Below are 19,199 nucleotides of genomic sequence, written 5' to 3'. Positions count from 1 at the left end.
GCTCGCTTCCCCGACGCCCCGCCCCGATACGCCGACAGGCGCCCCCGGAACCCGGGGACGCCTGTCGCACAACCTGCGGACCGGTCAGGCCTCGGTCTTCGCCTCGGCCGGGGTCTCCTCGCCCTCGGCGGCCGGAGCACCCTCCGGAGACTCGGCGGTCTCCTCGCCGGCCTCGGCCTCGGCCTCCTCGGTGGCCGCCTCGACCTCGGGGAGGGTGGCCTCGAGCTGCTCGGCGGTCGGGGCGGCGGTCACCGAGGCGACAGCGGTCTCCTCGTCGGTGGCCAGCTCGACACCGGACGGCAGCTCGACGTCGGCGGCGGTGATCGTGGTGCCCGGCTCGGCGCCCTCGATCGACGCCTCCAGGTGGTCCGGCACCTTGGTGGCGTCGGCGGTCACCGAGAGCGTGTCGTGGTCGTGCACGATCAGGGTGTCCTTCGCGGCCTCACCGGTCAGCTGGACCGGGACCTCGACGGTGACCTTCTCGCCCCGGCGGACCAGCAGCAGGTCCACGTGCTCGAAGGAGTCCTTGATCGGGTCGCGCTGGATCGCCTTCGGCAGCGCCAGCACCTGGGTGCCGTCACTGACCTCGATCGCGAAGAGCTGGTTCGCACCGCCCTTACGGATCGCGGCGGCGAACTCCCGCGCCGGGAGCGCGATGTGCTTGGGCTTCTCGCCGTGGCCGTACAGCACGGCGGGCACCTTGCCGGCCCGGCGGGTACGACGGGCACCACCCTTGCCGAACTCGGTACGGGGCTCGGCGCTGATCTTTACCTCGGACACGGGGAAACTCCTGATACTTCGCTGCGGCGGCTTGTCGTCTGGCGGTGCTGGGCGAGGGGCTCGCTGGGGCTCAAGGTCATGAACGACCGCCCGGAGCACCGCGTCGATGACGGCGCCTCCGTGCGGTGCTTTTCAGCAGCCCGCCGGGCACCCTCGCCGTGGCAACCGCACCAGTCTACCCGAACGGATTCCGCGCCTGCCGGCAGTCCCCACTATCACCACACCGGCCGGTCCGCAGCGCGACGGCCCGGCCGCCGGACCACGCCGGCGACCGGACCCCCCGGTCAGCTCAGGCCACCGAACAGGGTGGTCACCGAACCGTCGTCGAAGACCTCCCGGATCGCCCGCGCCAGCAGCGGGGCGATCGACAGTACGGTCAGCTTGTCGAGCTGCTTCTCCGGCGGCAACGGCAGCGTGTTCGTCACCACGACCTCGCTGATCGGGCTGTTCTTCAGCCGCTCGGTCGCCGGGTCCGACAGCAGCGCGTGCGTCGACGCGACCACGATCTCCGCCGCCCCGGACTCCTTCAGGATGTCCGCCGCCTTGGAGATCGTGCCACCGGTGTCGATCATGTCGTCCACGATCAGGCACACCCGGCCCTCGACCTCACCCACCACGCGGTTCGCCACCACCTGGTTCGGCTTCAACGGGTCCCGGGTCTTGTGGATGAACGCCAGCGGGCAACCACCCAGCCGGTCCGTCCAGCGCTCCGCCACCCGCACCCGGCCCGAATCCGGCGCCACCACCGTCATCGGCCGGCCCGCGTACTTGTGCTCCACGTACTCGGCGAGCACGTCCATCGCGAACAGGTGGTCCACCGGGCCGTCGAAGAAGCCCTGGATCTGCGCGGTGTGCAGGTCCACGGTCAGGATCCGGTTCGCGCCCGCGGTCTTCAGCAGGTCGGCCACCAGCCGCGCCGAGATCGGTTCCCGACCCCGGTGCTTCTTGTCCTGCCGCGAGTAGGGGTAGAACGGCAACACCACGGTGATCCGCTTGGCCGAACCGCGCTTCAGCGCGTCCACCATGATCAGGGTCTCCATGACCCACGTGTTCACCCCGTGCGTCACGGACTGCACCACGAAGGCGTCCGAACCACGGACCGAGTCCTTGAACCGTACGAAGATCTCACCGTTGGCGAACTCGTAGGCGTCGGCGGGCGTCGGCGCGACGCCGAGCACCTCACCGATCTCCTTGGCCAGCTCCGGAAAACCCCTCCCGGAGAAGAGCATCAGGCTCTTGCGGTTCTCGGCGACGATGCTGCCCATGGGCCCGTCTGCTCCCGTATGTCGGTGGTGCCCGGCGCGGCCGGGAACTGTTCGGTTGCAGTATCCCCCGGGTTCACCGGTCCACCCACCGCCCGGCGGTCCCCGTGGATTCAGTCACCTTCGCTTGCGGCCCCGTCCGCCCCGGCCTCGCCGTCGCGGGCCTGCCGGGCCGCGTCCGCCGCCGCCGTGCCGGCCCGCTTGCGCAGCACCCAGCCCTCCACGTTGCGCTGCTGACCGCGCGCCACCGCCATCGCGCCCGGCGGCACGTCACCGGTGATCACCGAACCGGCCGCGGTGTACGCGCCGTCGCCCACCCGCACCGGGGCCACGAACATGTTGTCCGCCCCGGTACGCGCGTGACTGCCGATCGTGGTGTGGTGCTTGTGCACCCCGTCGTAGTTGACGAACACCGTGGCGGCGCCGATGTTGCTGTGGTCGCCGATCGTCGCGTCCCCCACGTACGACAGGTGGGGCACCTTCGAGCCCTCACCGATCGTCGCCTTCTTGGTCTCCACGAACGTGCCGACCTTCGCCTTGCGGGCCAGCCGCGACTCCGGCCGCAGGTACGCGTACGGGCCGACGCTGGCCTGCGGGCCCACCTCGGCGCCCACCGCGTGGCTGCGCACCACGCTCGCGCCCTCGCCCACCGTGGTGTCGACGAGCGTGGTGTCCGGGCCGACCGACGCGCCCGCGCCGACCGTCGTGGCACCCCGCAACTGGGTGTTCTGGTCGACCACCGCGTCCCGTTCCAGCGTCACCGTCACGTCGATCCAGGTGGTGTGCGGGTCGAGGAGGCTCACGCCGGTACGCATCCAGCCCTCGTTGACCCGGTCGCGCAACAGCCGGCGCAGCCCGGCCAGCTCCACCCGGTCGTTGCAGCCCAGCGTCTCCACGTGGTCGGCCGCCCGGTGCACCGCCACCGGCTCCCCCGCGTCCCGGAGCAGCGCGAAGACGTCGGTGAGGTACTCCTCGCCCTGGTCGTTGTCGGTGGAGAGCTTGCCCAGCGCCTCCCGGAGCCGGACCGCGTCGAACGCGTAGATGCCCGCGTTGATCTCCCGCAGCGCACGCTGCTGCGGCGTGGCGTCGCGCTCCTCGACGATCTGCGCCAACCGCCCGTCCGTGTCCCGCACGATCCGGCCCAGGCCGGTCGGGTCCGGCACCTCGGCGGCCAGCACGGTCGCCGCGGCGGCGGCGTCCTCGTGCGCCTCGACCAGGGCCGCGACGGTCTCCGGCCGCAGCAGCGGCACGTCGCCGTTGATCACCACGACGGTGCCGGCCGCGTCCGGCACCGCGTCCAGCGCGATACGGACCGCGTGCCCGGTGCCGAGCTGGCGCTCCTGGAGCACCGGCGTGGCGGCCGGGGCCACCTCGGTCAGGTGCTCCCGCACCTGGTCGGCGCCGTGGCCGACCACCACCACGGTGCGGTCCGCGCCGAGCGGCCCGGCCGCGGCCAGGACGTGACCGAGCAGGGTACGGCCGAGCAAGGGGTGCAGCACCTTGGGCAGGGACGACTTCATCCGCTTGCCCTCACCGGCGGCGAGCACGACAACGGTGCGGAGGTGGGGCTGGGACACGACGTGGCTCCCGTCGGGACGGCGACAGTCTCGCGGTCATGCTAACCACGCGACGAAGGGCAAAGAGCAGAAGCTCCCGGGAGAGGATTCGAACCCCTATAATCAGGACCAAAACCTGACGTCCTGCCATTAGACGACCCGGGATGGTCGAAAACGGGCAGAAAGGACGCTGCCCGGCGGCTGCCTACACCTTACCGGTCGAGAGGTGGATCTTCATTGCTCATTCCTTTCATGATCCCCTCGATCCGCCAGTAGAGCCGACTGCCGCCCACCACGTACACGGTCAGGCAACCGCGGTAATCGCCGCCGACGTTCTTTCGGGAGGTCGTCGGGCGGTGCCTCTTGATCGTGCTGCGCTGGAAACGCTCCGCCGGCACCCCGACCCGCGCCGCCCACCACCGGACCGCGGCGGCGGCGTCCGCCGTCTCGTGGATGCTGACGCGGAAACGACGGTCGTCGGGCGGCACCTCGACGGCGTCCAGGAAGCGCAGGAAGAGCCCGACCAGCAGGGGGTCACTGTTGACGAACGTGATCCGGCAGTCGTGTGGACGCCACGGTTTGGCCTTTCCACCCTCGCACCAGTAGATCGCCGCACCGACCAGCAGGAGTTCACGTCGATCCAGCCGCCGCGCCCATCCGGCAGCCGCCTCGACCCCCTCAGCGCGGGCCGCGTCGCGAGCCGCGCGATGTGCCGCCCACTGGGCGTCGGCACGGGCCCGTTGGGCGACTCGGCGCCGCCGGCTCACCACCTCGGGATCGAGCCGCAGATGCCGCGTCCAGAGGTAGGCCGTCGACTTGGACACCCCGAGCCGCTCCGCGATCTCCCCCAACCGGGGAGCCGGATCGCCGCAACGCGAGCGCTTCGGCGTACAACTCCGGCTTCCAGCCGCGATAGGTCGGCGCGTCGGGGGTTCGTCATCGGCTACCACGAGCGAAGATTAGAACATGTGTACGACAGTGGTCGCCGGTCGGCCGGCGCGGACCGCGCCTGGCAGGATGGGGTGGGTGACCGACGTTCCCGGCAGCGACAGTGCTCGCCGGCGGGCCGTCCCGGCGGCCAAGCCCCGGGTGCGGATGTCCGCGGCGCAGCGGCGCGAGCAGTTGATCTCGATCGCCCGGCAGATCTTCGCCGAGCGCGGGTTCGACGCCACCTCGATCGAGGAGGTGGCGTCGCGGGCCAAGGTCTCCAAGCCGGTGGTCTACGAGCACTTCGGCGGCAAGGAGGGGCTCTACGCGGTGGTGGTGGACCGGGAGGTCCGCTCGCTGCTGGACCGGATCACCACGGCGCTGACCGCGGGCCATCCGCGCGAGCTGCTGGAGCAGGCCGCGTTGACGCTGCTGACGTACATCGAGGAGGAGACCAGCGGCTTCCGGGTGCTGGTCCGGGAGTCACCGCTGATGTCGGCGACCGGCAACTTCAGCAGCGTGATGAACGACGTCGCGCACCAGGTGGAGCACATCCTCGGCGCCGAGTTCTCCAGCCGGGGGTACGACCCGAAGCTGGCGGAGCTCTACTCGCAGGCGCTGGTGGGCATGGTGGCGTTGACCGGGCGCTGGTGGCTGGAGGTGCGCAGGCCGCGCAAGGAGACGGTGGCGGCGCACCTGGTGAACCTGGCCTGGAACGGCCTGTCGCACCTGGAGTCGAAGCCGGGGCCGATCCAGGGTTAGCGGTTGCCCTCGGCGAGCGGGTGGTAGCGGCGGCGGCGCTCCTCCTCGGCGTGCTCGGGCGGCCCGACCTTGTCGTAGAGCCCGGTGGCGAGCAGGATCAGCCCGAACAGCAGCGACACGATGACTGTGGACATCGAGAAGTTCAGGAAGTTCGCCGAGGTCTGGAGCACGGCCATCATCAGGATGCCGGTGACCAGGAAGACCGCGCCGGCGGTGAGGTTCATGTAGTGCCCGAGGTTGTTCCTTCGGGACGCGCCGATGATCAGGACCGCGCCGAAGACCACCGAGACCAGCGAGAAGGCCAGGTTGGTGCGCAGCCCGAGGGCGTAGGTGTCCTGCCGGCTGAACAGCCCGTCGCCCCAGGTCTCGAACACGCCCCAGACGCCGAAGGCCAGGATGTAGAGGCCGATCAGCCCGGACAGCAGCCGGTAGAGCGGTCGCGCGGGGTGGTTCACCGGGAAGTGCGCCATGGTGCCCTCCAGCCGTGGAGACTGATTCGGGGCAATTGTCCCCCGGGGCGTCCGGTTCCGTACCGGGAAACGCCGAAGGCCCGGCGCGCACGCCGGGCCTTCGGGGTGGATCGGGCTCAGAGCACCAGGCGGGCCTTCTGCCAGGCCTCGTGCTCGTCGTCGGTGCCGACCTTGCCGTACATGCCGGCCACCAGCAGGACCAGCGACAGCGTCATGACCACGATCACGGTCACGATCGAGAAGTTGAGGAGGTTGGCGTCCGTCTGGAGGAACGCCAGCGCGGCCAGGCCGATGACCATGAGCGTGTACGCCAGCCACTGGTTGACCGCCACGTCGAGGTTGCGGCCGATCGCGGTGCCGACCAGGATCACCACGCCGATCAGGATCGACAGCAGCGAGAAGCCCATGTTGGTGCCCTGGCCGAGCACCCTGGTGTCGTCCTGGGCGAAGAAGTCGTTGCCGGCGCTGGCGATGATGCCGAGGCCGCCGAAGACGACGAAGTACAGACCAACGAGCCCGCCGATCGCCCGGTAGATCGGCCGCGCGGGGTGGTTGACGGGGGTGTGGGCCATCTCAGCGTCTCCAAGACCGTTCGGATGAGGGTTCCTCGGTGATTGTCCCGTACGGCGGTCAGTGACGCCGCACACCCCCCACGCCTCAGCCGGCGGGCAGTTCCTCGGCCAGCCCCAACCAGGTCTCCTCGGTGCGGTCCCGCTCGGCCCGGACCTCCTTGAGCTGGGCGTCCAGCTCGGCGACTCGGGCGTAGTCGGTGGCGTTGGCGGCGAGCTGCTCGTGCAGGCCCGCCTCCTTCTGTTCGAGCTTGGCGATCTGTCGTTCCAGCCGGTTGAGTTCCTTCTTCGCGGTGCGTACCTCGGCGGCGGACATGCCGTCGCGGGCCGGCGCGGCCGTGCCCGGGGTGAGGTCGGCGGGCGCCGGGCCACCGGCTGCGGCGGCCCGGGCCAGGTACTCGTCGATGCCGCCGGGCAGGTGCACGAGCCGCCCGTCGCCGAACATGCCGTACGCGACGTCGGTGACCCGCTCGATCAGGTAGCGGTCGTGGCTGGCCACCACGATGGTGCCGGGCCAGGAGTCGAGCAGGTCCTCCAGCGCGGCGAGCGTGTCGGTGTCCAGGTCGTTGGTGGGCTCGTCGAACAGCAGCACGTTGGGCTCGCCGGCCAGCAGGCGCAGCATCTGGAGGCGGCGGCGCTCGCCGCCGGACAGGTCGCTGACCGGCGTCCATAGCCGCCGGTCGTCGAAGCCGAAGATCTCGGCGAGCTGGGACGCGCTGATCTCCCGGTCGCCGAACTGCACCCGGCGGGCCACCTCCTCGACGGCTTCCAGCACGCGCAGGTGGCCGGGGAGTTCGGCGAGTTCCTGGGAGAGGAACGCCGGCCGCACGGTCTGCCCGGCGGCGAAGCGCCCGCCGTCGGCGCGTGTCACGCCGGCGAGCAGCCGCAGCAGCGTGGTCTTGCCGGCGCCGTTACGGCCGAGGATCGCGATCCGGTCACCGGGGCCGACCTGCCAGGTGGTGTCACGCAGGATCTCCTTCGGGCCGGCGTGCAGGGTGACGTGCTCCAGGTCGTACACCTGCTTGCCGAGCCGGGCGGTGGCGAGCCGTTGCAGCGACATGGTGTCGCGCGGTTCCGGCACGTCGGCGATGAGCGCGTTCGCGGCGTCGATGCGGAACTTGGGCTTGGAGGTGCGCGCCGGCGGGCCCCGCCGCAGCCAGGCGATCTCCTTGCGGAGCAGGTTCTGCCGGCGGGCCTCGGTGGCGGCGGCGATCCGCTGCCGCTCGACGCGGGCCAGCGTCCACGCGGCGAAGCCGCCCTCGTACGCCCGGACGGTCCGGTCGGCGACCTCCCAGGTGGTGGTGCAGACGGCGTCGAGGAACCAGCGGTCGTGGGTGACCACGACCAGCGCGCCCTTGCGGGTGACCAGGTGCCGGGCCAGCCAGTCGACGCCACCGACGTCGAGGTGGTTGGTGGGCTCGTCGAGGACGAGCAGGTCGGCGTCGCGGACCAGCAGCGCGGCGAGCGCGACCCGGCGGCGCTCCCCGCCGGACATGGTGCCGACCGCGGCGTCCAGGCCGAGGTGGGGCATGCCGAGGCCGTCGAGGATGGCCCGGACGCCGGCGTCGCCGGCCCACTCGTGCTCGGCGCCCATGCTCTCGCCGAGCCACGCGGTGCCGAGCACGACGTCCCGCACGGTGAGGTCTCCGGCCAGGTCGAGGCGCTGCGGCAGCCAGGCGACCCGCAGGTCGCGGCGGTGGGTGACCCGGCCGTCGTCGGGCTCCTCGGTGCGGGTGAGCATCCGCAGCAGCGTCGACTTGCCGGCGCCGTTGAGACCGACCACGCCGATCCGGTCGGCGTCGTCGAGGCCGAGCGAGACGTCGGTGAGCAGCGGCCCGGCGGCGCCGTACCCCTTGGACACCCGGTCCAGGTTGACGATGTTGGCCACTGGTTCACCTTTCACACGACTCAGGCGCCCCGGGGTCCGGGACGCCTGAGTCAAGGGTACGGGGCGTCAGACGATGCGGGCGCCGTGCACGGGCCCGTGCGCGACCCGCGCCTCCCGGCATACTCCGGCGGCGGTCAGCTCGTCGGAGATCCGCTCCGCGTCGGCGGCGTCGGCGGCGAGGAACACGCAGGTGGGCCCGGAGCCGGAGACGATGCCGGCGAGCGCGCCGGCGGCCTCGCCGGCCTTGAGCGTCCCGGCCAGCGCCGGGCGCATGGCCAGCGCGGCGTCCTGGAGGTCGTTGCCGAGCGTGACGGCGAGCACTCGCGGGTCCCGCTGGCGCAGCGCGCCGAGCAGCGCGTCGGTGCTGCCCAGCGGCGTGCCGGCGGCCCCGGTGTCGCGCAGCCGGTCCAGTTCGCGGTAGGCGGCCGGGGTGGAGAGGCCGCCGTCGGCGATGGCCACCACCCAGTGCCAGGAGGTGGGGCGTGCCAGCACCGGGCTGACCGCCTCGCCCCGGCCGGTGCCGAGCGCGGTGCCGCCGTGGATCAGGAACGGCACGTCGGAGCCGAGGTCGGCGGCGATGCCGGCCAGTTCGTCGCGGGACAGGCCGGTGCCCCAGAGCGCGTCGCAGGCGACCAGCGCGGCGGCGGCGTCGGCGCTGCCGCCGGCCAGCCCGCCGGCGAGCGGGATGTGCTTGCGCAGGTGCAGCCGGGCGTGCGGGGCGACCCCGGCGTAGCCGGCGAGGGCGTGCGCGGCGCGCAGCACCAGGTTGGTGTCGTCCAGGGCCAGCTCGCCGGCGCCCTCGCCCTCCATGGTGAGCGCGAGCGTGTCGCCGCGGCGGGCGGTCAGCTCGTCGTAGATGGAGATCGCGTGGTAGACGGTGTTCAGCTCGTGGTAGCCGTCCCGCCGTAGCGGTCCCACCCCGAGGTGCAGGTTGACCTTGGCGGGCACCCGCACCTTGACCGGGCCGCTGGAGCCGCGCCGCTGCCCGTCCTCGTCCTCCGGTCGCCAGGCCTCGGTCACCGGGACAGCTCCCGTGGGCGCAGGCGGGTGTCGAACGGCTTCTGCACGGTCAGCTCCTCGGCGGGGTCGGGCAACGGCGCCAGCCTACTGGGCCCCGGCGGAGCCGTCCGGGGCCGACGCGGCGATGGCGGCGAACTGCTCGACGGTGAGCGACTCGCCGCGGGCGCCCGGGTCCACGCCGGCGGCGGTGAGCGCGGTGGCGGCCCGGTCCGCGCCGCCGGCCCAGCCGGCCAGCGCGGCGCGCAGCGTCTTGCGGCGCTGGGCGAACGCGGCGTCGACCACCGCGAAGACCGCCCTGCGGGGTACGTCGGGCCGGGGCGGCTCGCGGCGGGTGAACGCGACCAGACCGGAGTCGACGTTGGGCACCGGCCAGAACACGTTCGGCGGGACCTTGCCGGCGGCGCGGGCGCGGGCGTACCAGGCGAGCTTGACCGAGGGGATGCCGTACACCTTGGAGCCGGGACCGGCGACGAGCCGGTCGGCGACCTCCTTCTGCACCATCACCAGGCCGTGCCGCAGCGTGGGCAGCTCGGCGAGCAGGTGCAGCACCACCGGCACGGCCACGTTGTAGGGCAGGTTCGCCACCAGCGCGGTGGGGGCCGGGTCACCCAGGTCGGCGGCGGTGACCCGCAGCGCGTCGGCGGGGTGCACGGTGAGCCGGGCGGCGTCCGGGCCGGCGAACCGGTCGGCGGTGCCGGGCAGTGCGGCGGCGAGCACCGGGTCGAGTTCCACGGCGTGCACGTGCGCGGCGACCGGCAGCAGCGCCAGGGTGAGCGAGCCGAGCCCGGGGCCGACCTCCAGCGCGACGTCGTCCGGGGCCAGCCCGGCGGTGGTGACGATCCGGCGCACCGTGTTCGGGTCGTGCACGAAGTTCTGGCCGAGTTTCTTGGTCGGCGTGACGCCGAGCCGCGCGGCGAGTTCCCGGATCTCCGCCGGGCCGAGGAGTCCGGTCACGCCCCGTAGCGTAAGCGCCCGCCCATTGGTGAAAGGAGGGGCCCCTTCTTGACGCCTGGCGTCATGAAGGGGCCCCTCCTCACCGCCACGGGCCGAAGGCGCGCTCACCGTTGGTCGACAGCGCGGCGCAGAGTTCGTCCAGGTCGGTGCCGGTGGTGTCGGCCAGGAACCGGACCGTCAGCGGAATCAGGTACGACGCGTTCGGCCGGCCCCGGTACGGCATCGGGGTCAGGTACGGCGCGTCGGTCTCCACCAGCATCTGATCCGGCGGGGTGGCGGCGGCGGCCTCGCGCAGCGCGGCGGCGCTGCCGAACGTGACCGTGCCGGCGAAGCTGAGCAGGTGGCCCCGGCGCACGCACGCGCGGGCGAAGTCGGCGTCGCCGGAGAAGCAGTGCATCACCACGGTGTCCGGGGCGCCCTCGTCGTCGAGGATGCGCAGCACGTCGGCGTGTGCCTCGCGGTCGTGGATGACGAGCGCCTTGCGGTGGCGCTTGGCGATGGCGATGTGCGCCCGGAAGCTCTCCTCCTGCGCGGCCCGGCCCGCCTCGCCGGTGCGGAAGAAGTCCATTCCGGTCTCGCCGATCCCACGGACCCGGTCCCGCCCGGCCAGCGCCTCGATCCGGCGCAGCGCCTCGTCCAGGTCGGCGAGGCGGGGCGCCTCGTTGGGGTGCAGCGCCACGGTGGCCAGCACCGCGGGGTACCGGTCGGCGACGTCGGCGCTCCACTCGGACGACGCGATGTCCACGCCGACCTGGACGAGCCGGTCCACGCCGGCGTCGGCGGCGACCGCGAGCGCGGCGGCGACCGGGTCGCCGTCGCCCACGCCGCCCGGGAAGGAGCCACCGTCCCCGCCGGGGGGTGCGCCGTACTCGCCGACGGTGATGTCGAGGTGGGTGTGGCTGTCCGGTACGGGCATCGGCAGCGGCTCGGGGGCGGGTGGGAACTCGCCGGCCCGGCGGGCGGCGCGCTGCTTGCGGGTCTCGGTCTGCTCGGTCATCGCGGCCAGCATCACACACCCGCGCCGGGCCGCGTTCCCGGACCGCCACCGGCCGTTCACACGCCCCACATCTGGCCGGCCTAGCGTCCCGGAAATGACCGTCACGGACCGTACCGGCGGCGCCGCCTCCGAGCGGACCGGGCTGCGCGTGGCGTACGACGGGCGCGTGCACCCGGCCGAGGAGCTCGCCCGGGGCGCGGCGTACGAGCTGTTCAGCGCCGACGAGGTGCCCGGCTTCGAGTGGTGTCCCCGGCCGGGTGGCGGCCTGCCCTGGCGGAAGTTCGTGCACGCGACCGAGGTGGACGCGGTGCACGGGGCGGCCGAGCCGACCGAGGAGCCCGACTCGCCGCTGCTGATGCCGGTGCACCGGGACCGGGGCTGGGCATACGTGCACCAGCTCAGCCAGCGGCCGGCGGCGGCGGGCGACCCGACGTTGGCCGCGGTGCGGGCGTCGGCGGTGATCCGGCCGGGCACCCGGATGGTGAAGGTGCTCTCCGCCCGGCAGCTCGCCGGTTACGTGCGGGGCTGGTTGCCGCACGGCTTCTGCTACCGGGAGCACGACGTGGCACACCTGCGGACGCCGGCGGGGCTGGCGGTGCTGCGCGGCGACTCCGAGGGCGGCGACGTGGCGTACGCGTTGCGGTGGCGGGCCGCCGACCCGACCGACTACGACGTCCCGGTCGGCCCGGCGCACCGCGGGCTGACCGCCCTGCCGCCCCGGGACCGGATCGGGCCGCCGGTGCTGGGCACCGGGTTCGTGCCGAGCGACGGGCAGCTCGTCCCGGAGTTCGTCACCCGGGACTTCGCCGACCTGCCGGTGCCGGCCAACGCCACGCTGCTCGCCTACCCGGCGGAGGGGGTGGAGGTGGTGCTCTACACCTATCAGGCGGAGCAGCGCGGCTGGCTGCGGCTGGCCGGTCCGCAGTGGCGGCACCTGCTGGCCGCGGTGCCCGGCCTCGCCGCCGACCAGGAGTACGTGCCGACCGGCGACGCGCCGCGCTCGACCCGGCTGGTCGGCGCGTACGCCGGGGCCGAGTACGAGGCGGTGGCCGACCAGCCGGGCGGGTTCCGGGTGCTGGCGATGACCCGGGCGGCCCGCTACCCGGTGGACGCGGCGGCCCGGCGGCTGCGGACGGCCGTGTGGCGCGGGGTGCCCTGTCTGGTGCTCCGGGAGGAGGCGGGCTGGCTGCGGTTACGGCTGCGTCGCCCGGATCCGGACGCGGTGGCGGTGACCGGGGCGCAGTGTCACGAACGGGGCGTCTACGAGGTGTGGGCGCCGGGTGGCGAGCTGACCGAGGACCGGGTGGTGGACCTGCCGTACCCGCGCCGCGACGCATAGCCGGCGGCGGGTCGGGAAGGCGTGGGCGTCCGAGACCCACGCGAGGGGGAATTCCGACATGCCTTTCGTCACCGTCGGTACGGAGAACTCCGCACCCATCGACCTGTACTACGAGGACCACGGTTCCGGTCAGCCGATCGTGCTGATCCACGGTTTCCCGTTCAACGGGGCGACCTGGGAGAAGATGAGCGGTCCGCTGCTCGCCGCCGGATATCGGGTGATCACGTACGACCGGCGCGGGTACGGCAGTTCCGCGCAGCCGGCGTTCGGCTACGACTACGACACGTTCGCCGCCGACCTGGACGTGCTGATGACCGAGCTGGACCTGCGCAACGCGATCCTGGTCGGGCACTCGATGGGCACCGGTGAGGTGACCCGCTACCTGGGCGCCTACGGGTCGGACCGGGTGGACCGCGCGGTGCTGATGGCGCCGTTGGCGCCGTTCCTGCTGAAGACCGCCGACAATCCGGAGGGCGTCGAGAAGAGCCTGTTCGACGGGTTCCAGCAGGCGATCATCCAGGACCGGTTCGCCTACCTGACGCAGTTCTGCGACGTGTTCTTCAACGCCAGCGAGAACAAGGGCAAGCTGGTCAGCGACGAGGCGTACCACGCGCACTGGCAGATCGGCGCGCAGGCGTCCGCGAAGGGCACCCACGACTCGGTGGACGCCTGGCAGACCGACTTCCGCGGCGACCTGCCGAACATCAAGATCCCGGTGCTGATCATCCAGGGCGACAAGGACAACGTGTTGCCGTACCCGAAGACGGGTCAGCGCCTGGTGAACATGCTGTCCGACGCCAAGCTGGTCACCCTCAAGGGCGCCCCGCACGGCACGCCGTGGACCCATCCGACCGAGGTCAACAACGCGATCATGGAGTTCATCGGCAAGCCCAGTATGGCCCGGGCCTGACCCGGACGACACGCGGCCCCGGGGGAACACCCCCGGGGCCGCGGTGCCGTCGTGATCAGCCGGCGAGGCGGGCCAGTTCCTCGTCGACGATCGAGGGGTCGAGCTTGCGGAACACCGGCTTGGGCGCCGCGAGCGGCCGGCCCGCTTCCAGGGGTACGGACTCCCAGCGCGTCCCGACCGTGTAGTCGCCGGTCAGCACCGGGTACGCCGGGCCACCGTCGAGGTCGTCGACCTCCTCGATCACCGGCATCGGCGCGTGCGTCCCGGTGCCGCCGAGCAACTCGTGGATCTGCTGGGCGGAGTGCGGCAGGAACGGGGTGAGCAGCGTGTTGGCGTCGCTGACCACCTGGAGCGCGACGTGCAGGATGGTGCCCATCCGCGGCTTGTCGTCGTCGCCCTTGAGCTTCCAGGGCGCCTGTTCGGACAGATACTTGTTGGCCTCGGCGACCACCTTCATGGCCTCGCCGATGGCCTGCTTCTGCCGGTGTCGGGCGATCAGGTCACCGACGGTGGCGAAGCCGGCCCTCGCGGCGTCGAGCAGCGCCCGGTCGGCGTCGGTGAGCCCGGCCGGGTCGACCGGCGGGATCGCGCCGAAGTTCTTCGCCGCCATCGACACGGACCGGTTGACCAGGTTGCCCCAGCCGGCGACCAGTTCGTCGTTGTTGCGGCGGAGGAACTCCGCCCAGGTGAAGTCCGTGTCGTTGCTCTCCGGGCCGGCGACCGCGATGAAGTAGCGCAGCGCGTCGGCGTCGTAGCGCTCCAGGAAGTCCCGGACGTAGATGACGACCTTGCGGGAGGAGGAGAACTTCCGCCCCTCCATGGTGAGGTATTCGCTGGAGACGACCTCGGTGGGCAGGTTGAGCCGGCCCAGCCGGCCGGGCTCGCCGTCGCGGGCGCCCTCGCCGGAGTAGCCGCCGAGCAGCGCCGGCCAGATCACCGAGTGGAAGACGATGTTGTCCTTGCCCATGAAGTAGTAGCCGAGCGCGTCCTTCCCCTCGGCGTCGGCCGACCACCACTTCCGCCACGCCTCCGGGTCGCCGGTGCGGCGGGCCCACTCGATGGACGCGGACAGGTAGCCGATCACCGCGTCGAACCAGACGTAGATCCGCTTGTCGTTCCGGTCCTGCCAGCCGTCGAGCGGGATCGGCACGCCCCATTCCAGGTCCCGGGTGATGGCCCGGGGCTGGAGGTCGTCGAGCAGGTTCCGGGAGAACCGCAGCACGTTGGGCCGCCAACCCTCCCGGGTGTCCAGCCACTGCCGCAACGCGTCGGCGAGCGCGGGCAGGTCGAGGAAGAAGTGCTCGGTCTCCACGAACTCCGGCGTCTCGCCGTTGATCTTCGACTTGGGGTCGATCAGGTCGATCGGGTCGAGCTGGTTGCCGCAGTTGTCGCACTGGTCGCCGCGGGCGCTGTCGTAGCCGCAGATCGGGCAGGTGCCCTCGATGTAGCGGTCCGGCAGGGTGCGGCCGGTGGACGGGGAGATCGCCCCGGTGGTGACCTTCGGGACGATGTAGCCGTTGCGGTGCAGCCCGGTGAACAGCTCCTGCACCACCGCGTAGTGGTTACGGGTGGTGGTGCGGGTGAACAGGTCGTACGACAGGCCGAGCGCCCGCAGGTCCTCGGCGATCACCCGGTTGTAGCGGTCGGCCAGCTCACGCGCGGTGACCCCCTCGGCGTCGGCCTGCACCTGGATCGGGGTGCCGTGCTCGTCGGTGCCGGAGACCATGAGCACGTCGTGACCGGCCATCCGCATGTACCGGGCGAAGACGTCGGAGGGAACGCCGAATCCGGATACGTGGCCGATGTGGCGCGGGCCGTTGGCGTAGGGCCAGGCGACCGCAGCGAGAACGTGACTCATGAGCGTCAAGACTAGTGATTGCCGCGGGTGCCCCGCGAACCAATAGGGCGGTCCGGCCCGGCGTACGCCCGATTTGTCGCCGACACGCGGCCTGAGCTGCCCGGCGAGCCGGCGTCGCGGGTGTGGAATGAACGGCGTGACCAGCAGACCAGCGGCGCCCGAGCCGTCCGCGTCCGCCCGGGCCGCGCCGCGCGGCACGCCGGTCGCCCCGCAGCCCCGGGTGGACCCGGTGGATCCGACGGTGGAGGTGGAGCCGACCACCGGGGCGCCGGTGGACGCCGTGCCGCGCCGGGTGCCGGTGCGGCAGCCGCGCTGGCAGCGGCGGTCCGTCCCGGCCGGCGACGAGGCGACCGGCTGGGCGCCGATCGAGGAGGTGCACTGGGACGGCACGCCGCTGCGCGACGAGCCGCGCCGCCGGACCGTCCGGATCCGCGCCCGGCGGGAGCCGGCCCGCCCGGCCCACCCGCCGGACCCGCCCGCCGGGCTCGCCGTGCTGGTGACGCTGAGTTTGCTCGCCGCGTTCTTCGCCTGGGTGAGCGCCGGCCCGTTCTGGCTGGCGGTGGGGCACTCGACGGGCGGCACCGTGATGATCACCGAGTGCGCGGGCGGCGGACTCACCCAACGCTGCCGGGGCATCTTCCAGGCCGACGGCGACCGCTTCCAGGCGCAGGGCGTACGGGTCAGCGGCGTGCCCGCCGGACACACCGCCACCGGCAGCACGTTGCCGGCCCGGATGACCGGACCGGGCGGCGCCACCGCGTACGCGGACTCCGGCGTCGGGCGGCACCTGCGCTGGCTGCTCGGACTGGCCCTGGTGGCGGGCTGCGCCGCCGGGATCGCCCGATGGACCGGCGCGACCCGACTGGCGGACCCGCGACAGCGGCGCTGGGCGGTCGGCCTGACCGTGGCCGCCCCCCTCCTGATCCTGATCGGCTTCCTCACCGCCACCTGGTGAGGTGGAAGGAGGGGCCCCTTGTTAACGCCTCCGGTAGAGAAGGGGCCCCCGCTCACCGCGACGGCGGCTCAGCCTCAGCGGTGCACGACCGCGTAGACGTCGCGGCGGCGCAGCCCGTACGCGGTCGCGACCTCGGTGATCGCGTCCCGCCGGGACGTCCCGGCCGCCTCGCGCTCGGCCACCGCGGCGCGCAGCGCGTCGTCGTCGGGGCGGACCGCCGGGGCCGCCGGGGCACCGGCCACCACCAGCGTGATCTCGCCGCGTACGTCCCCCGCGGCGGCCCACTCGGCCAGCTCGCCCAGGGGCCGGCGGACCACTTCCTCGTAGGTCTTGGTCAGCTCGCGGCAGAGCGCGGCGGGCCGGTCCGGGCCGAACGCCTCGGCCAGGTCGGCAAGCGCCCCGGCGATCCGGTGGGTCGCCTCGAAGAGCACCAGCGTGCGTTCCTCGCCGGCCAGCGCGCGCAGCCGGGAGCGGCGGGCGCCGGGGGTGCGGGGCAGGAAGCCCTCGAAGCAGAACCGGTCGCAGGGCAGCCCGGACAGCGCCAGCGCGGTGGTGACCGCGCTCGGGCCGGGGGCGGCGGTGACCGGGACGCCGACCTCCAGCGCGGCCCGGACCAGCCGGTAGCCGGGGTCGGAGACGCTCGGCATGCCGCCGTCGGTGACCAGCGCGACGGTGTAGCCGGCGGTGAGCACCTCGGCGAGTTCCGGGGTACGCCGCTCCTCGTTGCCCTCGAAGTAGGAGACGATCCGGCCGGGCACGGTGATGTCGAGGTCGCGGGCCAGCCGGGTGAGCCGCCGGGTGTCCTCGGCGGCGACCACGTCGGCGGTGGCGAGCACCTCGCGGAACCGGGTGGACGCGTCGGCCGGGTTGCCCAGCGGCGCGCCGAGCAGCACCAACCGTCCCACCTCGGACATTTCCCCCACGGCGTGCGCTCCTTCATCGATGGTCGTACCAATTTCGGGGACGATGGACGCCACCGGGCACCCTCGCAGCCTACGATCGCCGGGTGACGAGTGCCTCGACAGCACAGGAGCCCTCCACCACCGACCGGGCCGCCGGCTCACCCGGCGACGACGGCGGGGGTGGCATCCCGGCCGCGGTCCGGCGTCGGCTCGCCACGGTCGACGACCATCTGGGCCGGGGGCAGGCGTGGCTGGCCACCGCCGTGGTGGTGGCGATCGCCGCGATCCTGCGCTTCGTCGGGCTCAGCCACCCCTCCGGCAAGATCTTCGACGAGACCTACTACGCCAAGGACGCGTACGGGCTCATCGACCGGGGCGTCGAGTGGAACTACAAGGACAACGGCCCGTCGTACGTGGTCCACCCGCCGCTGGGCAAGTGGCTGATCGGGCTCGGCGAGTGGGCCTTCGGCTACCAGGACGCCGAGACCAACATCTCGGTGCCGGGGCACCTGATGACCACCGCCCCGGAGTTCGGCTGGCGGTTCGGCGCGGCGGTCTGCGGCACGCTGTCGGTGTTGCTGCTGGTGCGCATCGGCCGGCGGATGTTCCGCTCCACCACGCTCGGCTGCGCGGCGGGCCTGCTGCTCGCGCTCGACGGTTTCCACCTGGTGCTGTCCCGCACCGCGATCCTCGACATCTTCCTGCTGTTGTTCGTGCTGGCCGCGTTCGGCGCGCTGGTGCTCGACCGGGACGCCCGGCGGCGACGCTGGTCCCGGGCGTTGGAGGCGGGGCTCGACCCGACGGCGCCGGGGCGCGCCGGCCGGCCGGCATCGGGCTGGCGGAACTGGCCGTGGTGGCGGCTGCTCGCCGGCGTGCTGCTCGGCTGCGCCTGCTCGGTGAAGTGGAGCGGGATCTACTTCGTGCCGGCGTTCGCGCTGCTGGTGCTGCTCTGGGAGGTCGGCGTCCGCCGGTCGGCCGGGGTCCGCCGCCCGTGGCGGGACGCCGTCCTCGACGAGCTGCCCTGGCTGCTCGCGGCCGGCGTGCTGATGGTGGTGACCTATGTGGCCACCTGGTCGGGTTGGCTGCTGAGCGACGAGGGTTACTACCGTCTGGCCAGCCGCTACCCGAACGTCGAGGGGCTGAGCGACACGCCCGTGTTCGGCGCGCTGATCAACCTGTGGGAATACCACAAGGCCGCGTACGGCTTCCACACCCAGCTCGACGACCCGCACAAGTACCAGTCCTGGCCGTGGCAGTGGCTGCTGCTGGGCCGGCCGGTGGCGTTCGCCTGGTCCGGTGACGGCAGCTGCGGCGCGGCGAGCTGCGCCTCCGAGGTGCTGCTGCTGGGCACCCCGCTGCTCTGGTGGTCGTTCCTGCCGGCGCTGGCCGCGACCGTCTGGCTCGGCCTGGCCCGGCGGGACTGGCGGGCCGGGGCGATCCTGCTGAGCGCGGCGGCCGGGCTGCTGCCCTGGTTCTGGTTCGCGCTCGACGGCCGGACGATGTTCTCGTTCTACGCCGCGCCGGCGGTGCCGTTCCTGGTGCTCGCCGTGGTCTACGTGCTGGGCGCGATCGTCACCCCCGCACCGGTCACCGGCACGGCCGCGCCGCCGAGCGAGGAGCAGACCAATGACCGCCGTCTGGTCGGCGGCATCATCGTGGGCGCCTACGTGCTGCTGGTGGCGCTCTGTTTCGGCTACTTCTACCCGATCTTCGTGGGGAAGCTGCTGCCGTACGCGGACTGGTCCGCCCGGATGTGGCTGGACGGCCGCTGGATCTGACCGCGGGCCGAAACGCACGACGGCCCGGTGGAGACCTCTCCACCGGGCCGAAATGCGCTTGCGCCCACGCCGCAAATCTGCTTAGCGGCCCTGGGGCAGAAAAAAGCGCGCCCCGATCGCCTGCCACGGGGGAAGCGGGCGATTGGGGCGCGCAAGACAGAGCTTAACCACACTGCGCCGACCGCACAACGGGTGCAGCTCAGTCAGATTTCCGACCAACGCGCCACCCCCCGAAAGGTTTACATCGGGCAGCTAACGGTGGGTCATCCCCC

16 protein-coding genes, 1 tRNA gene and 1 pseudogene are annotated in these 19,199 nt (G+C 72.7%); 5 read left to right on the top strand and 13 right to left on the bottom strand.

Annotated elements, in window-relative coordinates; all coding sequences use genetic code 11:
- Window positions 1-84: 84 nt before the first annotated feature.
- From ACZ6O5_RS11505 to ACZ6O5_RS11485, 5 genes and pseudogenes are all read right to left on the bottom strand, one after another.
- Window positions 85-780 (bottom strand): 50S ribosomal protein L25/general stress protein Ctc, encoded by a 696-nt coding sequence (locus ACZ6O5_RS11505; protein ID WP_465976373.1) that lies wholly within the window; start codon window positions 778-780, stop codon window positions 85-87.
- Window positions 781-1,064: 284 nt separating this feature from the next.
- The gene (locus ACZ6O5_RS11500) at window positions 1,065-2,045 is read right to left on the bottom strand and encodes a ribose-phosphate diphosphokinase (RefSeq protein WP_107157145.1); all 981 of its coding nucleotides are present in this window, start codon (window positions 2,043-2,045) and stop codon (window positions 1,065-1,067) included.
- 50 nt (window positions 2,046-2,095) lie between these two features.
- Window positions 2,096-3,619, bottom strand: a pseudogene (gene glmU, locus ACZ6O5_RS11495) (bifunctional UDP-N-acetylglucosamine diphosphorylase/glucosamine-1-phosphate N-acetyltransferase GlmU); the annotation flags it as partial.
- Between the two features lie 73 nt (window positions 3,620-3,692).
- A tRNA-Gln gene (locus tag ACZ6O5_RS11490) sits at window positions 3,693-3,763 on the bottom strand.
- A gap of 47 nt (window positions 3,764-3,810) precedes the next feature.
- Window positions 3,811-4,548, bottom strand: coding sequence for a resolvase (locus tag ACZ6O5_RS11485; RefSeq protein ID WP_465976371.1), 738 nt, complete (start codon window positions 4,546-4,548; stop codon window positions 3,811-3,813).
- Window positions 4,549-4,624: 76 nt separating this feature from the next.
- On the opposite strand from ACZ6O5_RS11485, the gene ACZ6O5_RS11480 reads away from it, so the two are divergent.
- Window positions 4,625-5,287 carry a TetR/AcrR family transcriptional regulator gene (locus tag ACZ6O5_RS11480; protein ID WP_107157143.1) on the top strand — a complete coding sequence of 221 codons (663 nt, stop codon included), beginning with the start codon at window positions 4,625-4,627 and terminating at the stop codon, window positions 5,285-5,287.
- On the opposite strand, the gene ACZ6O5_RS11475 is transcribed toward ACZ6O5_RS11480, so the two are convergent.
- The 6 genes from ACZ6O5_RS11475 to ACZ6O5_RS11450 form a co-directional block, all read right to left on the bottom strand.
- Window positions 5,284-5,757 (bottom strand): DUF4383 domain-containing protein, encoded by a 474-nt coding sequence (locus tag ACZ6O5_RS11475; protein WP_465976369.1) that lies wholly within the window; start codon window positions 5,755-5,757, stop codon window positions 5,284-5,286. The genes ACZ6O5_RS11480 and ACZ6O5_RS11475 overlap by 4 nt on opposite strands.
- Window positions 5,758-5,873: 116 nt before the next feature.
- Window positions 5,874-6,329, bottom strand: a complete 456-nt coding sequence (locus ACZ6O5_RS11470; RefSeq protein WP_465976367.1) for a DUF4383 domain-containing protein — start codon at window positions 6,327-6,329, stop codon at window positions 5,874-5,876.
- A gap of 85 nt (window positions 6,330-6,414) precedes the next feature.
- The gene (locus tag ACZ6O5_RS11465) at window positions 6,415-8,214 is read right to left on the bottom strand and encodes an ABC-F family ATP-binding cassette domain-containing protein (protein WP_465976365.1); all 1,800 of its coding nucleotides are present in this window, start codon (window positions 8,212-8,214) and stop codon (window positions 6,415-6,417) included.
- Between the two features lie 66 nt (window positions 8,215-8,280).
- On the bottom strand, window positions 8,281-9,234 hold the full coding sequence (locus tag ACZ6O5_RS11460) for a 4-(cytidine 5'-diphospho)-2-C-methyl-D-erythritol kinase (protein ID WP_465976363.1): 954 nt from the start codon (window positions 9,232-9,234) through the stop codon (window positions 8,281-8,283).
- Window positions 9,235-9,318: 84 nt separating this feature from the next.
- The gene (gene rsmA, locus ACZ6O5_RS11455; protein WP_465976361.1) at window positions 9,319-10,188 is read right to left on the bottom strand and encodes a 16S rRNA (adenine(1518)-N(6)/adenine(1519)-N(6))-dimethyltransferase RsmA; all 870 of its coding nucleotides are present in this window, start codon (window positions 10,186-10,188) and stop codon (window positions 9,319-9,321) included.
- 79 nt (window positions 10,189-10,267) lie between these two features.
- A complete protein-coding gene (locus ACZ6O5_RS11450) occupies window positions 10,268-11,197 on the bottom strand; it encodes a TatD family hydrolase (protein WP_465976359.1) in 930 nt (309 codons plus the stop codon).
- Window positions 11,198-11,279: 82 nt separating this feature from the next.
- Between ACZ6O5_RS11450 and ACZ6O5_RS11445 the strand changes: the two genes are divergently transcribed.
- Window positions 11,280-12,524, top strand: coding sequence for a hypothetical protein (locus ACZ6O5_RS11445; protein WP_465976357.1), 1,245 nt, complete (start codon window positions 11,280-11,282; stop codon window positions 12,522-12,524).
- 58 nt (window positions 12,525-12,582) lie between these two features.
- A complete protein-coding gene (locus ACZ6O5_RS11440) occupies window positions 12,583-13,434 on the top strand; it encodes an alpha/beta fold hydrolase (RefSeq protein ID WP_465976355.1) in 852 nt (283 codons plus the stop codon).
- Window positions 13,435-13,489: 55 nt separating this feature from the next.
- Here ACZ6O5_RS11440 and metG read toward each other — a convergent pair whose 3' ends face one another.
- Window positions 13,490-15,292, bottom strand: coding sequence for a methionine--tRNA ligase (gene metG, locus ACZ6O5_RS11435; protein ID WP_465976353.1), 1,803 nt, complete (start codon window positions 15,290-15,292; stop codon window positions 13,490-13,492).
- 127 nt (window positions 15,293-15,419) lie between these two features.
- Here metG and ACZ6O5_RS11430 point away from each other — a divergent pair, with 127 nt between their 5' ends.
- Window positions 15,420-16,247 (top strand): hypothetical protein, encoded by an 828-nt coding sequence (locus ACZ6O5_RS11430; protein WP_465976351.1) that lies wholly within the window; start codon window positions 15,420-15,422, stop codon window positions 16,245-16,247.
- Between the two features lie 74 nt (window positions 16,248-16,321).
- Here ACZ6O5_RS11430 and rsmI read toward each other — a convergent pair whose 3' ends face one another.
- Window positions 16,322-17,161, bottom strand: a complete 840-nt coding sequence (rsmI, locus tag ACZ6O5_RS11425; RefSeq protein ID WP_465976697.1) for a 16S rRNA (cytidine(1402)-2'-O)-methyltransferase — start codon at window positions 17,159-17,161, stop codon at window positions 16,322-16,324.
- A gap of 92 nt (window positions 17,162-17,253) precedes the next feature.
- On the opposite strand from rsmI, the gene ACZ6O5_RS11420 reads away from it, so the two are divergent.
- Complete coding sequence (locus tag ACZ6O5_RS11420) at window positions 17,254-18,927, top strand: dolichyl-phosphate-mannose--protein mannosyltransferase (RefSeq protein ID WP_465976349.1); 1,674 nt, start codon at window positions 17,254-17,256, stop codon at window positions 18,925-18,927.
- Window positions 18,928-19,199: the final 272 nt, after the last annotated feature.

This window comes from Micromonospora sp. NPDC049201 (genome assembly GCF_055586805.1).
This window is presented reverse-complemented; position numbering and strand designations above follow the sequence as displayed.